Here is a 16,091-nt window from a genome sequence, read left to right as displayed (position 1 = left end):
TCACATCTTTCGGAGTCCAACGACCAGCCACAACAACCTCCAAGTCGAGGTGGCGCATTCACCCACTGACAACTCCGGGGATACATCGACTTCCATTTTCCATTCTTCCGGCTCAGAGTATTGAGGGGGCTGGGACCGGGTCCGTAAACCCTTTATGTTTTCCACGCACAGCGGTTTATAGCGACGATCCCTATAGGTTTTCCGCAGAACCTATATGTATTTCTGTGCACCCAAATGTTGTCCGTTTTAGCGGTATTTCGTTGCTACTTCCGCACTTGCGAATCAAATGGTTATTTATCGCCGACACTCCGTCGAGTTCAAGTTCAACGTGTAACGCGGGGTGGAGAAGCTCCCCCTGCACGTTACTTCTGACACCGCTGACCTTTCGATCGCAGGCATTGAGCCCCGTGACCGACAACAAGTTCGAGTCGATCCAGCTAGCTGACCTGCTGGATGAGGATAAACTCGCGGGCGGCATGCGCGTGAAGCTGACCAGTCTCGATGGGGAGTTTATGGAGGGATGATCGATTGGCTGAGCATCACACTGCCATCGTTGTTGGTGGTGGCCAGTCCGGTTTAGCCACGGCCTACTACCTGCGGCGCTTCAAGGTGGACTTTCTGGTCCTGGACAACCAGGAGGAACCTGGTGGAGCGTGGTTGCACGCGTGGCCTTCACTGACGCTTTTCTCCGCCGCGGGGTTCTCCAATCTGCCCGGCTGGCCGATGCCGCAGTACCCGGGGTACCCGCCGGCACGCCATGTCATCGACTACCTCGAACACTACGAACGGCGCTACGACCTTCCGGTTCGGCGCCCAGTGCACGTTCGCAGAGTGTCCCATGAGGGAGGGATGTTCTACCTAGATTCGACCGTCGGTCAATTCACAGCGGAACACGTTGTCGCGGCCACAGGCACGTGGTCCGCGCCCTTCGTGCCCCACTATCCCGGCACCTTCCGCGGCCGCCAGTGGCACTCGTCGACCTACCCCGGTCCCGAACCATTCCGCGGCGCGAAGGTCGCGGTGGTCGGTGGGGCGAACTCGGGTGCCCAGATCGCTGCCGACCTCATCGGGACGTCGGAGGTCACATGGTTCACGCTTGAGGAGCCTCGCTGGATGCCTGATGATGTCGATGGCCGTGATCTTTTTCTCCGCAGTCGCCGTCGGATTCTCGGCGGCGATTCCGGCCCGAATCTCGGGGACATTGTCGCGCTTCCTCATTTAAGTGAGCTCCGCGATTCCGGCCAGCTCACCGCTACCCCCATCTTCGATAGCTTGAGCGAGCTCGACCACGACCATCTGATCTGGTGCACTGGTTTCCGTCCGGCCCTCGGCCCATTCCGCGACCTCATGCGCGGCCGCGAAACCGCGGTGAAGAATCTGCATCTCGTCGGTTACGGCAACTGGACCGGCGACGGCTCAGCGACGCTGATGGGCGTGGGGCCCTTTTCCAAACACACTGCCCAGGTAGTCGCGGGCCGTGTCGATGAAGCTCGGCAGCAAAAGTTTTGAGATGACGCTTGGTCCCTGAGCAGCTCGATCCTTCCAAGATCCGCGTTGGAGAGCCAGCGCGCTGGGCGAAGGTGTGACTCAGCGCTTCGCTTGCGCTGCCCGCAGGCCGTTCAAAATCACGAGGACTTCGGCGACCTCGTGAACCAACACGACGGCAGCGAGGCCCAGCACGCCGCTGATCGCCAGCGGCATCAGCACGATGATGATGGCCAGAGACAGCACGATGTTCTGGTTAATAATCCTGCTGCCTCGGCGGGCGTGCTGCAGCGCCTGCGGGATTAGTCGGAGGTCGTGGCCGGTGAAGGCGACGTCAGCGGACTCGATCGCGGCGTCAGAACCGGTCGCTCCCATCGCGATGCCCACCGTCGCGCCCGCCAATGCCGGAGCGTCGTTGATGCCGTCGCCGATCATCGCCGTCGGCGTCTTGGAGGAGAATTCGGCGACGATGCTTGCCTTGTCCTCCGGGCGAAGCTCAGCGCGCACGTCGTCGATTCCGGCGATTGCAGCCAGCGCCCGGGCGGTGCGAGTGTTGTCGCCGGTGAGCATGCTCACTTCCACGCCGTTGGCGTGCAGGGTCTGCACGGCTTCGGGCACTTCGGGCCGTAGCTCGTCGCGGACCCCGATCGCCCCGGCAAGGGCGTCATCGACGGTGACCAAGACGCAGGTCTGGCCCTCGGACTCCATGCGCTCAACATCGGCCTTCAGTGGCCCGGCGTCGATCCACCGGGGGCTGCCCACCAGCACCCGTCGACCTTCGACGGTGCCGCTGATGCCATGCCCGGCTTCCTCGCTGATGTCCAGGGCAGCGGGCGCTTCGGGCCTCGCCGCCGCGATCGCCCCAGCGAGGGGGTGCGTCGATTGCTGCTCAACTGCCGCCGCGAAGGCAAGCACCTGCGCCCGATCGAATTCCACTGCCGGGACCACGCTGGTAACCTCGGGCTGGTTGCGGGTGAGGGTTCCGGTCTTGTCCACCGCCAGGTGACGGATGCCGCCGAGCCGTTCGAACGCTGCGCCGGACTTGATGATCACGCCAAACTGGCTGGCCGCGCCGATCGCGGCCACGACCGTCAGTGGCACGGAGATTGCCAGCGCGCACGGCGACGCTGCGACCAGGACCACCAGTGCACGGGTGATCCACGTCTCGGGGTCGCCCAGCAGCGAGCCGATCACACCGACCAGCACCGCCAAGATCATCACTCCGGGCACGAGGGGTCGGGCAATCCGGTCGGCGATCCGGGCGCGGTCGCCCTTTTCCGCCTGCGCCTGCTCGACCAGGTCCACGAGTGTGGTCAGTGAGTTGTCCGTTCCAGCTGCGGTCGTCTCTACTTCCAGCACACCGGCGGAGTTGATCGCTCCCGCGGGCACCTCGTCGCCGGGCGCGACCTCCTCCGGAATGGATTCTCCGGTGATCGCTGAGGTGTCAAGGTTGGAGCGCCCAGACCGAATGATGCCGTCCGTGGCGATCCGCTCCCCGGGGCGCACGAGCATCAGCTCGCCAGCCACGAGGTCCTTCGCTGCGATATCGACCGCCGTGCCGTCGCGTAGCACCGTCGCGGTCTGCGGTACCAACTTCAACAGTGCCCGCAGTCCGCCCTGGGCCCGGTCCATCGCCTTGTCTTCCAGTGCCTCGGCGATCGAGTACAGGAACGCTAGCGCCGCGGCCTCTCCGACGTAACCGAGGATTACCGCGCCGACCGCGCTGATCGTCATCAGCAAACCAATGCCGAGCTTGCGCTTCGTGACAAGGTTTCGGATCGCGCCGGGCGCGAAGGTATACGCCCCTAGCAGCAGGCCGACCCAGAACAGTACTGTCGCGGGTGTCTCTACCCCGGTCCAGTCCAGCGCCAGGCCTATGCCGAGGGTTACGCCGGAGAAGATTGGCAGTAGCAACTCGGGGTCCTTCCACCATGGCCGATCGAGTTCTTCGATCTCTTTGGCGGGTTCGTGTTCGCATCCACACGCCGAGCTCATGCGTCCGCTCCCTTCTCGCCGCAGCCGGGCACCGAGCATTCAGGGTCGATGCACGGGGCGTTTTCGTCGACAGCCAACGTCGCGTTCACCAGCGCGTTGAGCGCTGCCGCGAGGTGCGGATCGGCGATTTCGTAGCGTGTCTTGCGGCCCTCTGGCTCGGCGACGATGATGCCGCAGTCGCGCAGGCAGGTCAGGTGGTTCGAGACGTTCGAGCGGGTCAGGTCCAGGTCGCGCGCAAGCGCGGCTGGGTAGCTCGGGCCGTCGAGTAGTGTCATCAGGATTCTGGAGCGCGTCGGATCCGCCATGGCCCGGCCGAGCCGGTTCATGACGTCGAGGCGTGAAGCAATGGTCAGCATGTACTGAACAATACATCGTGTGCTGAACTATTCAAAATGCGCTGAACTGACAGTTACGCGAAGGTCCTGCGACCTGCAAGAATTAGTCGATGGATAGCAGATGACTGATCCTTTGTGGTTCGGCTGCCGCCCAACGCGGGAGCGACGTGGGCGGCGAGGTTCTCGAGAAAGTAACTTTGCAACTACATACCGTGGAGTTCAAGTTCAACGTGTAGCCGAAAGCTCATGTCCGGTTCTCAGCGCAGGGCTCACGCATCGAGACAGCAGTACTGTCTCATGGCCGTCGCAGAGAGGCCCGCTCCCGCACCTGAGCGGACGGCTTGTGAGCCCTCACGAGCGCAACGCCGGTCAGCGCGGGCCAGAGCGTCAGCGAGTCGAAGGAGAGCCGCTCGGCACCGCCGAGCCCGATCCAAGGCATCTCGTACCCATCCAGTGCTGCGACGAACATGATGAAGCTTGCGACGGAGAGGATCACGACCGCGGCCGTGACCTTCCGGAAACTGCCCGGCCCGGCGGCGACGGCGATGAGCGTCATGGCGATCCACTGCGCGGCGGCTTGAAGCAGGGCGAAGCCGTCGTGGGCTGCGGGCGACACGTCCCAAGGGAGAAGGCCGACGCCGATGACCGAGGCTCCGGCAATCGCCATCAGGATGGTTCCGCCTTTGCCGGCGAGCCGAGCCCAGTATCCATGCAGGGCAACCGCGCCGAGCAGGACTAGAGCCCCGGAAGCGACCATGCCGATGTTGAAGACCGCGTGTTCCGGCGAGCACACCTGACGTATCTGCTGACCGAGTTCGGAGTACTCCCCGCAGGTGGTCACACCGAGATCGCTGATGGTGTTGCGAGAGAGCGAGTAGCGATTTGGCCAGCCCAGCGCCACGAACAACTGAATCGGGAGCACCAGTGCGCTGAGCACCCAGGCCATCGCGCCGACGCGGTGCCGCTTCATACGGGCCTCCTTTAGCATACGATCGTATGATAAATGCTAGCGGCGATTGTCGACGTGTTCAACGTGCGCAGGCAGCCGACGCCGAGCTCGTGGTGGATGCGGCAGTGCGCGTCCTCGTGCGGGATGGCTTGGATGGGTTGTCGGTGCGCAAGGTGGCGTCGGAGTCCGGTGATCACTATCGACGACTTCTACCTCCTAATGGCCACCGCGCCCACGGACCCGAAGGCCGAGGTGTGTCGTCGCTGGTTGGAGCTTGTGCTGTCCGGCATCTCGACGAGTGCGTGACTATGGCAGAGTGGTTGACCCCCTCGACTCGGCGTGGTCAGAGGCTCGTGCGGCCTCGGTGATGGCGTTACGCGCCGGAACTCGGTGGAGTTCAAATTTAATGTTTAGCGTCATTGGCGCTTCACATTATGGCGGTAGCGTGAGTCGTCATCTTAGAACTTGGCTTCACGACCACAGGTTCGACAGCGCTACTCGTCGTGCTGATTGCGTTGCGAAGCTGCGTGTTCGCCACCAGCCTCTTCGTGCTGAATGCGTGAGGCATGCAGTCGGGCGTGGGCGATGGCGTCAGGGGTGTTGTCGAAGACGTGATTCCCGTGCGCAAGCTGGTCGAATACGCCGAGTTCGCGCAACACAGGAATATGTTCGGGTTTCGTGGCTGCGAGTAAGACCGTGGTGCCACGGCGTTCGAGGTGCCCGATTGTGTCGGCGAGCATCTGGGCGCCAGTGGCGTCGATCGTCGTGACGTAGCGCATGCGGAGTACGACAACCTTGACCGACGAGGCATCAGCGAGCTCGAGGAGGAAATCGTGCGCTGCGCCAAAGAAGAGGGGGCCTTCCATACGGAAGGCGGCGATGTGCTCGTCGAGGAGCTCGCGTTCCTTGTCGCGGTGGTCTCCCTCGTCTAGTGGGGCGGCTTCCAACACCGCAGTGCGGGCGGTCTCGCGCAGTGCGAAGAAGCCCGCCATTACAAGGCCGATGAGTACGGCGACGACAAGGTCGAACACGACGGTGGCGGCAGCTGTGATGGGCAGGGTCGCCCCGTCGCCCTTGGTGGCGCGTATCACCGAGCGGAGGTTCCGCGGGTGGATCATCTGAATCGCAGTGGCGATGAGCACGCCGGCGAGCGCGGCGAGAGGAATCTCGCCCACCCACCGGGCCGCGACGAGCACGGCCACGAGCAGGAGCAGCGAATGGAACACCGCTGCCAGGCGTGTGCCTGCGCCTGCACGCACGTTGACGGCAGTTCGGGCAATCGCGGCGGTTGCGGGAATCCCGCCGAACAGGGGCGCGACGACGTTGGCCACGCCCTGCCCGAAGAGTTCGCGGTCGGGATCGTGCCGGTCGCCGACAGTCATTGCGTCGGCAACCGTCGCAGACAGCAACGATTCCAGCGCACCGAGAGCTGCGACGGCGACCGCTGCAAACAGCAAGGAATCCAGGTGCTCCCACGGAATCTCTGGCCAGCGCGGAGCAGGCAATGTCGACGGGATGTAGCCGATTGTCTTCAGGCCGCTGTCTGCCAGCATGTTGATGGCTGTCGCTGCAGCTACCAACACTAGCGCCGCGGGGAAGCCACTACGGACGCGCGCAGCAAGCACGATTCCAGCCGCTACTGCAAGGGTCATCACGGGCGCCTGCCATGCCGGAGCATCTAACCAAGCATTGATTGAGACCCACGCCAACCCGAGGACTTTCTCGCCCTCCACGTCAACACCAAGTGCTGCAGGCAGCTGTTGTAAGCCGATGATTAACGCAATACCGGCGGTGAAACCTTCGACGACAGGTAGTGGCATGTACTTCATCGCGCGGCCAGCGCCGGTGAACGCCAGTACGAGCAGCATGAGCCCTGCCAGCACGCCGACGACGAGAACCCCATCGGCACCATGGTTGGCCACGATGGGGATTAACACGACGGTCATTGCGCCGGTCGGGCCGCTTACTTGGACGTTACTACCGCCGAAGATCGCGGCCAGGATACCCGCAACGATGGCCGTCGTAATTCCGGCCGCCGCGCCGACACCGGACGCAACGCCGAAGCCGAGCGCGAGGGGGAGTGCGACGAGGGCCACCATGAGGCCTGCCGAGAGGTCGCGCCCAATCGTCGCGCGGGACCAGTCCGAGCGGCGCGGTGCGAAACGCAGGGCACGAGATTGGAAGCCCACCGTAGAGGCGGCGGAGGAGGGGCGGGTCATGCTACTTTCTTGCTCCTTCAGGGCTCAATGACACTCAAAGGATACACAAGGTGTCATCCTCCGACGGCCGCATTCTCGGTTCTGGCCGAGGCCTCATGTCGACGGAATAAAACTTCCTGACCTGGCGGGAGTTCGCTGGAGCGTTGTCGCGGTGCTTGGAGTGACGCGTGTGAGCCGGTGTCCGAAGAGCAGACAGCCCGGGAGAATCGGTACCAGTGCCATACAGTGCGCGACACCACTGCTCATAGGACGGGCCCGACGGCGGGCTGGGGGGGGGGCGAGGGCCGGCTACCGGATCCGGGCTTTCGCGGCGACGAGCAGCAGGGCGGCGTGGTCGACTTCGCCGTTTTTGATCTCGCGATTGAGCTTGTGTAGCACCACGGGGCAGCGCAGGCAGCGGATGCCGGATTTGCAGCACTTCTTCTTCGGCGTCATTGCGGCCAGTTTGAAGGGGTCCTTGCCAGCGAGCTTTTTCGCGGCCTTGGCCTCGGCCTTCGAGTATTCGGGCAGGCGTAGCGAGGTCGTTGCCGCAGCCTTTTTCTTGGTTTTGGCGGCGTGCTTCTTCTTGCCCTTGTCGCCTTTCTTGCCCTTGGCCATGCGCGTTCCCTTCATCGCGGGTTTTCCTGAATTAGGTTAGCGTCACCTCATGCGATGTGGGTAGGCGTGGGTGTATGGCGGGTGTATTCGGCGTGGTGCACGACGACCGACCAGGTTGTAGAGATTCTGCGTTACGTGCTTAAGGCGTAAAGCCTGCAGGATTAGAAGCCAAGACAAAAGGCGACTCCGGAAGACACTTCCGAAGTCGCCTTTTGCTCAGTCAATACTGCGCGGAACAAAACCGGGCAGCAACAAGCCTGCTAGGAGATTGCGAAGCCAGATGCTGGTCCAGGTTTTTCAACGGGCTCGCCAGCCTCGTCGACCATCCAGTCGATTTCCAGCTCCAGCTCGCGCTCGATGCCAGCACGCTTTCGGGAATCGACGACTTCCATCGTGGTATTAAACGATGTCGGCATGGTCATCGTCACCGTGGACTCACCAGTGCCGAGAGTCATTTCCCCGGCGCGGATGCGAGCTGCCAGCGTCTCCAGCAAATCCGCGAGCTCATCGCGGCTGAAGCTTGCCTTGCTCTTCACCAGCTTTTGATTCTTCGGGGGTGTAATTTTTTTAGGTTTCGGTGCCATGTCTTTACTTACCTTTCCAGCCGTGTAGGTATTTGTGCAGTGTGGAGAATCGGCCGTCACTCCACACTGTCTTTGAAGATGGTCTAGAAAGCTTTCAGGAAGCCTGTCTATCCCCATTATCCCAATAAAAAGTGGTTTTTACCGGGCTAAATAACAAGAGGCTAGAAATTTCTATAGGTAGGTTATAAATTGTGGAAAATCCCTACGCTATGCTCTGGGGTGCAAGGTCCTAAGTGCCTTAGGTTAGGAGCTCTAGTAACGGCGCCCTTGGGTAGCGCCTCAAACGTGTCGACCGACAGCAATAGGGGAGGAGTAAACGTCACATGGTGTCACCCGACAACATCCTGATGTACCTTCTGCCTGAGCAAGAGGCGCAGGTTAAAGAGATATTTGTGCAACTGGCAGAGCGTGGATTCCCGCAGCAGAATCAAAAGCCCCACATCACTGTCACCTTCGCACCGACCATGAGCCCGGAGGTAATCCAACGAGCAGCCGAAATTCTCCCACCGCTGATGCCTGCGGAATTCCGCAGGGTAGGAACGGTAGTGTTCGGCACAAAGAGTAAACAGACTGTCGCATGGTTATTAGAAACAAGCGATGAGCTGGAAGAAGCCGCTCGTGAGATCAGTCGTCTTAACCCTGAAGGTCGCGGCTCCCGCTGGATTCCGCACCTGACTATGGGGCTGCGAATCCCGCGGGATATGGTTCCCGGTTACGTCCGGGCTCTTGATGAACTAACAAGCCCGCACTTCAAAACTCTTAGTGCACCACGCGCTGCGTTCTGGAGCCCCAAAGTGCAGGAATTAACGGAGTTTTAGCGCGCCGCACGCCGCAACTTTTCAAAAGCAGCGCAGCCAAGCGGCCACTAAGCGGCGTCCATAATCTTCTTTGCCTGGGCATCGAAGACCTCCAAGGCGCGCTTCTTTGCCGCTTCCTTGGACTCTGGGGTCGCCTGTGCAAGTTCCATCGGTTGTGTCGCATTTTCCGCGCCGGTTGATGGAACGTCTGGAATCGGGGCAGCGGACACCATCACCATCACGCCATTGACAACGCCGACAATGTCGTAGCTGGTGGCATCAGTATTAGTGCCACCGGAGCTAATGTCCACAACTGTCGCGTGTGCAGTGATCTCATCTGGCTTGACGGAAAGATCCGGCTCCCACTTTTCCCGGTGCATTTTCATGGTGGTTGTCATATCCATGTCATTGAGCATCTCCTGCGCCTCAGGAGGAAGTTCCTGGCCTTCCATGGATTCGTTTACGAGGTCGGAAGCATCCATCGAAGCGGTCACCTCAGAGCACTTGTTAAGAACATCTGTGTACTCCTGGTAGGTCTGAGGGTTCTTCAATACTGAGACAGCGATGGTGACCTTTTCCGCGTCCAAATTAGCGAAAGAACTGACAGCTCGCTCCAATTCTTCCGTTGGCTTGATGAAAGTGGCACATTCGGCCGGCTCTATATCTAAAGAATCCTCCGAAAACATCTCCATTGCGTCCTTGTACCCATTAATCCTGTTGTTGGAGAAGTCCGCCCCTTGAACTTCATTTGTGAGCAGGAGCTGATCTTCGGCTGCAGCAGGAGCTGACCCATCTGCTTTCGTCATCTTGCTGGTCGACTCTTTGCCTGCCTCACCACCGGCATTGCTGCTTTCTTCCCCCGAGCCACATGCGGTGAGCAGGGCGGCGCTTGTACAACCTGCGACAACGGTTGCCGCAACTTTCTTCCACATTCCAGAGCTGCGCTGCTTCATGATTCCTCATTTCATCGAGCTGAATTTCAACAACCTATGCAACCCGCCCAGGAGCCTTGGGCCGGAGCCAAGCTTTTGTGAAAGAAAGAATACAAGAGCTCGTCTCAGCACGCTTCCCAAAAACAAGAATTTCAGTCGCGTCTGCTTTACGACGCTCCGTCGGGCCTCACCGCAGACTGCGCAACCTTTGCCACGGGATACATGGATACCAATGCAATAATCGCACCGAAGACGAAAACGGGCACAAACCCGAATTTCGGCGCTGCGAAAGAAATAACAAAAGGAGCGAAGAAACCAACATAGGTCAGCGAATAGTAGATAGCGGTGGCAGCACCCAACTCGGCTGGCGGTGCGATAATTTGCACTTCGCGGAGGCCGGAAACCATCATTACGCCGTACGCGGCACCGAGGGTCAGAGCGGCTGGGAAAACGCTCCACACGTTCTGGGTGAGTGCGACGATGAGGCTGAGCAGCATTCCGACCGTCGTTAAGCCAAGACCGAAAATAGCTGGCGGGATAAAGCTGCTGGAACTGATTCGAGTGACCAGTGGTTGTACCAGAACGCCGGTGCCCATCGTGATGCAGGCGATGAGTCCGGCAAAGGCAATGGGGTAGCTGGATTCGGCGATTGTCGGAAGGACGACGAACGATGTGCACGCGGCACCGAAGACCCACGGTGCCCAAGCGGCGACTGCCCACAGGAATCTCGGGCTTAGGGTGGCAGAGGAGAAGAACCGTTGCGGGGTGTCGCTGTGCGCTGAGGTTGGCAGTCCGCCGGAAGCGTTCCATGTCAGTGGTGTGATGCCAAGCAGCAGTGCGAGATGAACAAGGTAGGGGATGACGTCGGGACGGGGAGCAAACTCCGCGACCAACCCGGAAGCCAGGGGACCGAGGGAGAACCCGGCGGAGAGCGCAACGGTTGCGCGCCGGGCGGAAATTTGAGGTGCGACGGGCGCAATCTCTTTGATCCACGAGGCGCCGGCGGCCATTACCATGCCCATCGAAATGCCGACGATAAGGCGTCCTATCAGCAGTGATGGGAAGTGGAACCAGACGCCGGTGAGTAGGACGACGGAGCCGGCGGCAGAGGTTATGAGTGCGGGCCGGATGATGGCGCGACGGCCGAGTCGGTCGGAAAGTGGGCCGCAGATGAGTAGCGCGGGGATGAGTCCTGCGACGTAGATGGCGAAGAGAAAGGTGACCTGGGACTGGTTGAGAGCATCGGTTATTCGATACGCGGGCAAGAGTGGTGCGAAGAGGTTGGCTCCAAACGCAACCGCGAACATGCCCAGGGCTACCCGAATCCAGTCTCGTATCACGGTTGCCTCCTGAGGGCTCTCATCTGTGGGGATAGAACAGTGTGGTAACAACAATAGGCCAGCTAACAAACGCTAGCTGGCCTATTGAGTCGCTCGGGTCGTCTACCCAAGTTAGTCACCCTAGTTATTGGCGGCGCCGAAGAACGCGGTAATCGGCGAGAAGAATCCCTTGGACTTCTTTGACTTCTTAGCTGCCTTTGTCCTGCCAAGAATGCGCTCAGAGATGCGGTCGGTGAGGACACCTACCAGCTTGCCGCTGCGGACGACGGGCAGCTCGCTGAGCGGCCCGTCAATAAGCTGGCGAGCCCTGATTGCAGCTGGATCCTCGGGCTTGACAAAGACCTTCACCGGGGCGCCGACGGTGTTCATGTAGGCATCGCGGTCGGCGTACTCACGGAGTTCCTTCAGCGTAATATCGCTGGTCAGGTAGCCTTCATCGTCGACGAGGAAGACACAGGTATCGTCATCGAGACCAGCAAATTCGGCTGCGTAGGTGCTCAGTGCCTCACCGACCGTGATGTCCTCCGGCAGTGCAACGTAAGAATCCGTCATGTGCATGCTTACGGTGTCAGGCAGGAGGCTGTACGGGCTGATTGAAGACTTCGGCTTGAAGAAGTTGGCGATGGTGTTCTGTGTCTGTGTCATTGTGGATCCTTTTCCAGGTATCCCAGCTCCTTTGCTAGGAGGGAATTTCTGTTGATTGAAAAATTATGGCTCCCCGCCTAAGAGTGTTGGCAATGTAATGCCGTAACTAAAGGTGGCCACTTGAGATGGACCCTTGCTTCGAGAGTCTTTCGAAACTCTCGATAAAGTGCAGGGCAGCGGCCTATGTGGATATAGGAGCCTTACCTAACGAGGTTGTTCGCTACGCAAAGGTTAACACAAGGTTACGTACACAGTAAAGAGGAATGAACGAAAAGCTTCCTAAAGGTGGCGGAAGCTATAAGCCCATGAACTCTCGAATTGCTGGCCATTCGGCATCAGTTTGCGCCCGGCCGAGCTCGTAGTTGTGCAGCAGCTTCGACCGCCTCCGCTCCGCCTTTGTGATGCTCATGTTATTGGCGTAGAAAACATATGCTTGGCCTTTTCGTTCAAGCTCAGCAGCCCAATCGAGAGAAGCGTTGTAGCGCTCGTGTCTAGTGATAAGCAGCTCAGCCACCACCGGGTTACTGCGGAAAATCTGGCGCAGTAGCTGTGGGCGCTTAGGGGCGGTGCGACGGAATCCTTTCGGGCGAGTCAGGACGATGAGGAACTTCTTGAAACCATCTGCTTCGGCGGCATTAATGGGAATGCCACCTGATGATCCCAGTGCACCGTCGACGAACGGAACGCCATCAATATAGGGCATACGCATGACACCCGGAATCGTCGAACTGGCGCGAGTGTACTTCATCAGCGTAGGTAGATCTGGGATATCGTCTGGCCCCCAGTTGATGGTCTCGCCCGTATCCGCTCGGACAGCAGAAATCCGGTAGGGAGTTGGATTGTTCTTAAAAGTCTCGTAATCCAGGGGCATGGCGCCGTCGGGAAGTCCCGCGTCTTCGTAGATGTACTCGGCATCGAAATAGCCCCGCCCGCGCAACATTGGGCGCCAGCCACTGCTGTTCGGCTGTGCGATGAAGTCAGTGAAGCTATTTATAGAGCGCTGGATATCCCGGGAAAGGTAATTGACGACGTGAGAGGCGCCGGCGCTTACGCCACCGACCCAGCCGACATCGATGCCCTCGCGAAGTAACCGTTCGACGAAAGGTGCCGTGTAACTATTGCGAGTCCCTCCACCCTCGAAGACTAATGCTACATCGCTGACCTGCATTTACATCCCTCCGGTTGTTCTCGCGCTGCTGCTTTTCGGGCGTTACGATCGTTCAAGACTACCCGAACGTCACCATATTGGATTTCGGTTAGCGTAGTTTACGGCGCATCCTGGAGGATGACCGGCAGCAGCCCCTCGCCCATATCTGGGTTCGGCAGTACGCCCTCCGGGTCGTAGAACAAGATCTCCTTGCCCTCGTGGCTCAGACGTCGCATCGCTTCCAGAATCAACGTGCGTCCCACCGGGTTGACAACGCCAACGCGGCTGACGTCGAAGACAACTTCGCTTTCCGACGGTGTGGAAGTCGCCAACCTGTTGAGAATGATCTCGGCCGCAGTGAAGTTGACTGGGCCCTGAATCTCGATGATCGAGCGGCCATTGCTGACGCGTGTACCGCGCAGCGCACGCGAACCAATCGCATCGGCATCCATGAGATGAAGACCCAAATCTTCGGAGAGCTTCCGGAAGATGGCAATGCTGCGGACGCTGTTGCCGTGGTCGTTCAATCGCGGCGAAAAGGCTGCGAGACCCGCCTGTCCAGGCAGCGCTCCCAGCAAGCCGCCGGCGACACCGCTCTTGGCGGGAATCCCGACCTCGGTAAACCATTCACCGGCCTCGTCATACATGCCGGCAATAGCCATCACGGACAAGACTCTGCGAACAACCGAGCGGCCGAGCACAGTCTGATTGGTGACCGGGTTAACGCCACCGTTGGCCAACACTGCGGTCATCATGGCGACATCGCGAGTGTTGACCAGCACGGAGCACTGTGCGGTGTAGCCGCGGACAGCATCGTGGGGCGTGGTTTCGATGAAACCGTAAGCTGCCAGCATATGTGCGATGGACATGTTTCGATGGGCAGTGTCCATTTCGCTTTCATAGGCATCGTAGTCAACGCGGAGCTTACGGCCAGCCAAAGTCGAGAGAAGCTCCACCATGTGCTTGGTGCGAGTCTTCCAGTTGGCACCTGGCTGGCATATGAACTGGTTGATGGCCAGTGCGCCGACATTAATCATCGGATTCTTTGGTCGGTGCGTGCCCTGCTCCAGCGACAGCTCGTTGAATGCCTCACCGGAAGGTTCGGTGCCCACAATGCTGTCGATTTTGTCTGTGCCGTGCTCGGTGATGGCTGCGGCATAAGCGAAGGGCTTGGACATCGATTGAATGGTGAATTCAGCATCGGTGTCGCCAGCGGTATAGGTGCGCCCTGACACGGTGGTCATAGCAAGGGCCAGGCGGTCGGGATTAGCTTGGGCAAGGGTGGGAATATAGTCCGCTACCTCGCCAGACTCATCGGGGCGGACGGATTCGACGATTTCGGACAGATAATCTTTGATCGGCGTTTTCATCAGATTTTGCTAAGCATCTTTCCTGGGCTGAAAAATCCCGGTTGAGTCAATGGAGTCCCGTTCGAACCTACACCAGGCGAGGTCAGCCACTGATGCTCACCTCTGCGCACTCTCACCGTGCGTGCGGGAAAAATCGGCATATCCTGGGGTGTGTGAAATTCCTCAACAATCAGTCCGCGCCCTACGAGTTGACCTACAGCGATGTCTTCATGGTGCCGTCAAAGTCATCCGTCGGCTCTCGCATGGGTGTCGATTTGGCCACCAATGATGGCACCGGCACAACCATTCCGATTGTCGTCTCCAATATGACGGCCATCTCCGGTCGCCGGATGGCCGAAACCACCGCTCGCCGAGGCGGAATTGCCATCCTGCCGCAGGACGTCCCAGCTGACATTGCTGCTGAGACCATCCGCAAGGTCAAGTCCGCTGGGCTGGTTTTTGACACTCCGATCGTCGTCAAGCCTCACCACACCGCGGGGTATGCGCGCCATCTTCTGCCGAAGCGCGCGCACGGTGCGGCAGTGGTGGTGGAAGACAACAAACCGGTTGGTCTGATTACCGGCCGTGACCTGGCGGGCGTTGACAACTTTGCGCAGGTGGGGACGCTCATGTCCACTTCGCTATTTACGCTTCCGGCCGATATTGAGCCCCGTGACGCTTTCGACCAGCTCACCGCATCCGGGCGCAAACTCGCTCCAGTGGTGGACGCCGATGGCGCGCTGGTGGGCATTCTCACCCGCAAGGGCGCGCTGCGTGCGACGCTTTACAAGCCAGCTGTCGACGCGGAGGGCAAGCTCCGCGTCGGTGCGGCGCTCGGCATCAACGGTGATGTTGAAGGGCGCGCGAAGACACTGCTCGACGCAGGTGCCGACGTGCTCGTTGTCGATACCGCCCACGGTCATCAGGAATCGATGCTCCATGCTTTACGACGAGTCCGCGCGCTCAACCCACCTGTGCCAATTGCCGCTGGCAATGTCGTGACCGCCGATGGTGTTCGCGACCTAGCGGAGGCGGGAGCCGACATTATTAAGGTCGGCGTCGGTCCGGGTGCGATGTGCACAACCCGAATGCAGACCGGTGTTGGGCGTCCACAGTTCTCCGCCGTGCTCGAATGTGCTGCAGCTGCCCGTGAATGCGGCGTGCATGTCTGGGCTGACGGTGGGGTGAAGGATCCTCGCGATGTTGCGCTCGCGCTGGCTGCGGGGGCGTCCAACGTGATGATTGGCTCGTGGTTTGCCGGTACTTTCGAATCCCCAGGGGATGTCCAGAAGGACGTCGACGGGCGCATGTTCAAGGAGTCCTTCGGTATGGCTTCACACCGCGCAGTGGAGAGCCGAAATGCGCAGGTAGAGGCCTTTGAGAAGGCTCGGCGCGAGATGTTCGAAGAGGGCATCTCGACTGCGAAAATCTACCTGGAGCCAGGCCGCGAAGGTGTGGAGGACCAGATCGATCGCATTATCTCGGGTGTACGTTCTTCGTTCACATACGCGGGTTCGGCCACCATCGAGCAGTTCGCTGAGCGGGCAGTGGTGGGAATTCAATCCGCTGCGGGCTTTGCGGAAGGAATGCCGAGGGCGACGCGGTAGCCGTCGTCAAGCCTCTCGGGGCTAAGCCGACTAGCGGTGCTGCGGGCCAATTGGTAGGTATGTAAAGACGTTGTTAGGACGTGTTTAGTACCACGTGCGAGATTGGGGAG

At 59.9% G+C, this 16,091-nt stretch carries 15 protein-coding genes; 4 read left to right on the top strand and 11 right to left on the bottom strand.

From position 1 onward, the window contains the following. Nucleotides 1–501 precede the first annotated feature (501 nt). Nucleotides 502–1,509, top strand: coding sequence for an NAD(P)-binding domain-containing protein (locus QP981_RS08810; protein WP_070642081.1), 1,008 nt, complete (start codon nt 502–504; stop codon nt 1,507–1,509). Between the two features lie 78 nt (nt 1,510–1,587). Here the strand turns inward: QP981_RS08810 and QP981_RS08805 are convergent, their stop codons facing one another. The 3 genes from QP981_RS08805 to QP981_RS08795 form a co-directional block, all read right to left on the bottom strand. Then, the gene (locus tag QP981_RS08805) at nt 1,588–3,480 is read right to left on the bottom strand and encodes a heavy metal translocating P-type ATPase (RefSeq protein WP_284857869.1); all 1,893 of its coding nucleotides are present in this window, start codon (nt 3,478–3,480) and stop codon (nt 1,588–1,590) included. Continuing rightward, nucleotides 3,477–3,836: a Cd(II)/Pb(II)-sensing metalloregulatory transcriptional regulator CmtR gene (cmtR, locus tag QP981_RS08800; RefSeq protein ID WP_284857868.1), complete on the bottom strand. Its 360-nt coding sequence runs from the start codon at nt 3,834–3,836 to the stop codon at nt 3,477–3,479. The genes QP981_RS08805 and cmtR overlap by 4 nt, the downstream gene beginning before the upstream one ends. 274 nt (nt 3,837–4,110) lie before the next feature. Continuing rightward, a complete protein-coding gene (locus QP981_RS08795; protein ID WP_284857867.1) occupies nt 4,111–4,785 on the bottom strand; it encodes a DUF998 domain-containing protein in 675 nt (224 codons plus the stop codon). A 26-nt stretch (nt 4,786–4,811) separates the two neighbouring features. On the opposite strand from QP981_RS08795, the gene QP981_RS08790 reads away from it, so the two are divergent. Continuing rightward, entirely contained in the window at nt 4,812–5,132 is a 321-nt protein-coding gene (locus QP981_RS08790; protein WP_210384763.1) for a hypothetical protein, read from the top strand. 126 nt (nt 5,133–5,258) lie between these two features. On the opposite strand, the gene QP981_RS08785 is transcribed toward QP981_RS08790, so the two are convergent. The 3 genes from QP981_RS08785 to QP981_RS08775 form a co-directional block, all read right to left on the bottom strand. Then, complete coding sequence (locus QP981_RS08785) at nt 5,259–6,983, bottom strand: SulP family inorganic anion transporter (RefSeq protein ID WP_284857866.1); 1,725 nt, start codon at nt 6,981–6,983, stop codon at nt 5,259–5,261. 288 nt (nt 6,984–7,271) lie between these two features. After that, nucleotides 7,272–7,580 carry a hypothetical protein gene (locus tag QP981_RS08780; RefSeq protein WP_070602909.1) on the bottom strand — a complete coding sequence of 103 codons (309 nt, stop codon included), beginning with the start codon at nt 7,578–7,580 and terminating at the stop codon, nt 7,272–7,274. A 260-nt stretch (nt 7,581–7,840) separates the two neighbouring features. Next, nucleotides 7,841–8,116: an amphi-Trp domain-containing protein gene (locus tag QP981_RS08775; protein ID WP_049170663.1), complete on the bottom strand. Its 276-nt coding sequence runs from the start codon at nt 8,114–8,116 to the stop codon at nt 7,841–7,843. A 371-nt stretch (nt 8,117–8,487) separates the two neighbouring features. Between QP981_RS08775 and QP981_RS08770 the strand changes: the two genes are divergently transcribed. After that, a complete protein-coding gene (locus QP981_RS08770; RefSeq protein ID WP_049170665.1) occupies nt 8,488–8,982 on the top strand; it encodes a 2'-5' RNA ligase family protein in 495 nt (164 codons plus the stop codon). Nucleotides 8,983–9,029: 47 nt separating this feature from the next. On the opposite strand, the gene QP981_RS08765 is transcribed toward QP981_RS08770, so the two are convergent. From QP981_RS08765 to QP981_RS08745, 5 genes are all read right to left on the bottom strand, one after another. After that, complete coding sequence (locus QP981_RS08765; RefSeq protein WP_284857865.1) at nt 9,030–9,914, bottom strand: hypothetical protein; 885 nt, start codon at nt 9,912–9,914, stop codon at nt 9,030–9,032. Between the two features lie 146 nt (nt 9,915–10,060). After that, a complete protein-coding gene (locus tag QP981_RS08760) occupies nt 10,061–11,284 on the bottom strand; it encodes an MFS transporter (protein ID WP_502869565.1) in 1,224 nt (407 codons plus the stop codon). A 69-nt stretch (nt 11,285–11,353) separates the two neighbouring features. Continuing rightward, nucleotides 11,354–11,878: a CBS domain-containing protein gene (locus QP981_RS08755; protein WP_005510587.1), complete on the bottom strand. Its 525-nt coding sequence runs from the start codon at nt 11,876–11,878 to the stop codon at nt 11,354–11,356. A 295-nt stretch (nt 11,879–12,173) separates the two neighbouring features. Next, nucleotides 12,174–13,046: a patatin-like phospholipase family protein gene (locus QP981_RS08750; RefSeq protein ID WP_284857863.1), complete on the bottom strand. Its 873-nt coding sequence runs from the start codon at nt 13,044–13,046 to the stop codon at nt 12,174–12,176. A gap of 98 nt (nt 13,047–13,144) precedes the next feature. Beyond that, the gene (locus QP981_RS08745; RefSeq protein ID WP_070602919.1) at nt 13,145–14,395 is read right to left on the bottom strand and encodes a glutaminase; all 1,251 of its coding nucleotides are present in this window, start codon (nt 14,393–14,395) and stop codon (nt 13,145–13,147) included. Nucleotides 14,396–14,547: 152 nt separating this feature from the next. Between QP981_RS08745 and QP981_RS08740 the strand changes: the two genes are divergently transcribed. After that, nucleotides 14,548–15,981, top strand: a complete 1,434-nt coding sequence (locus tag QP981_RS08740) for a GuaB1 family IMP dehydrogenase-related protein (RefSeq protein WP_070602922.1) — start codon at nt 14,548–14,550, stop codon at nt 15,979–15,981. The last annotated feature ends 110 nt before the right edge of the window (nt 15,982–16,091 follow it).

This window comes from Corynebacterium sp. MSK047 (genome assembly GCF_030232285.1).
Lineage (GTDB): Bacteria > Actinomycetota > Actinomycetes > Mycobacteriales > Mycobacteriaceae > Corynebacterium > Corynebacterium jeikeium_D.
This window is presented reverse-complemented; position numbering and strand designations above follow the sequence as displayed.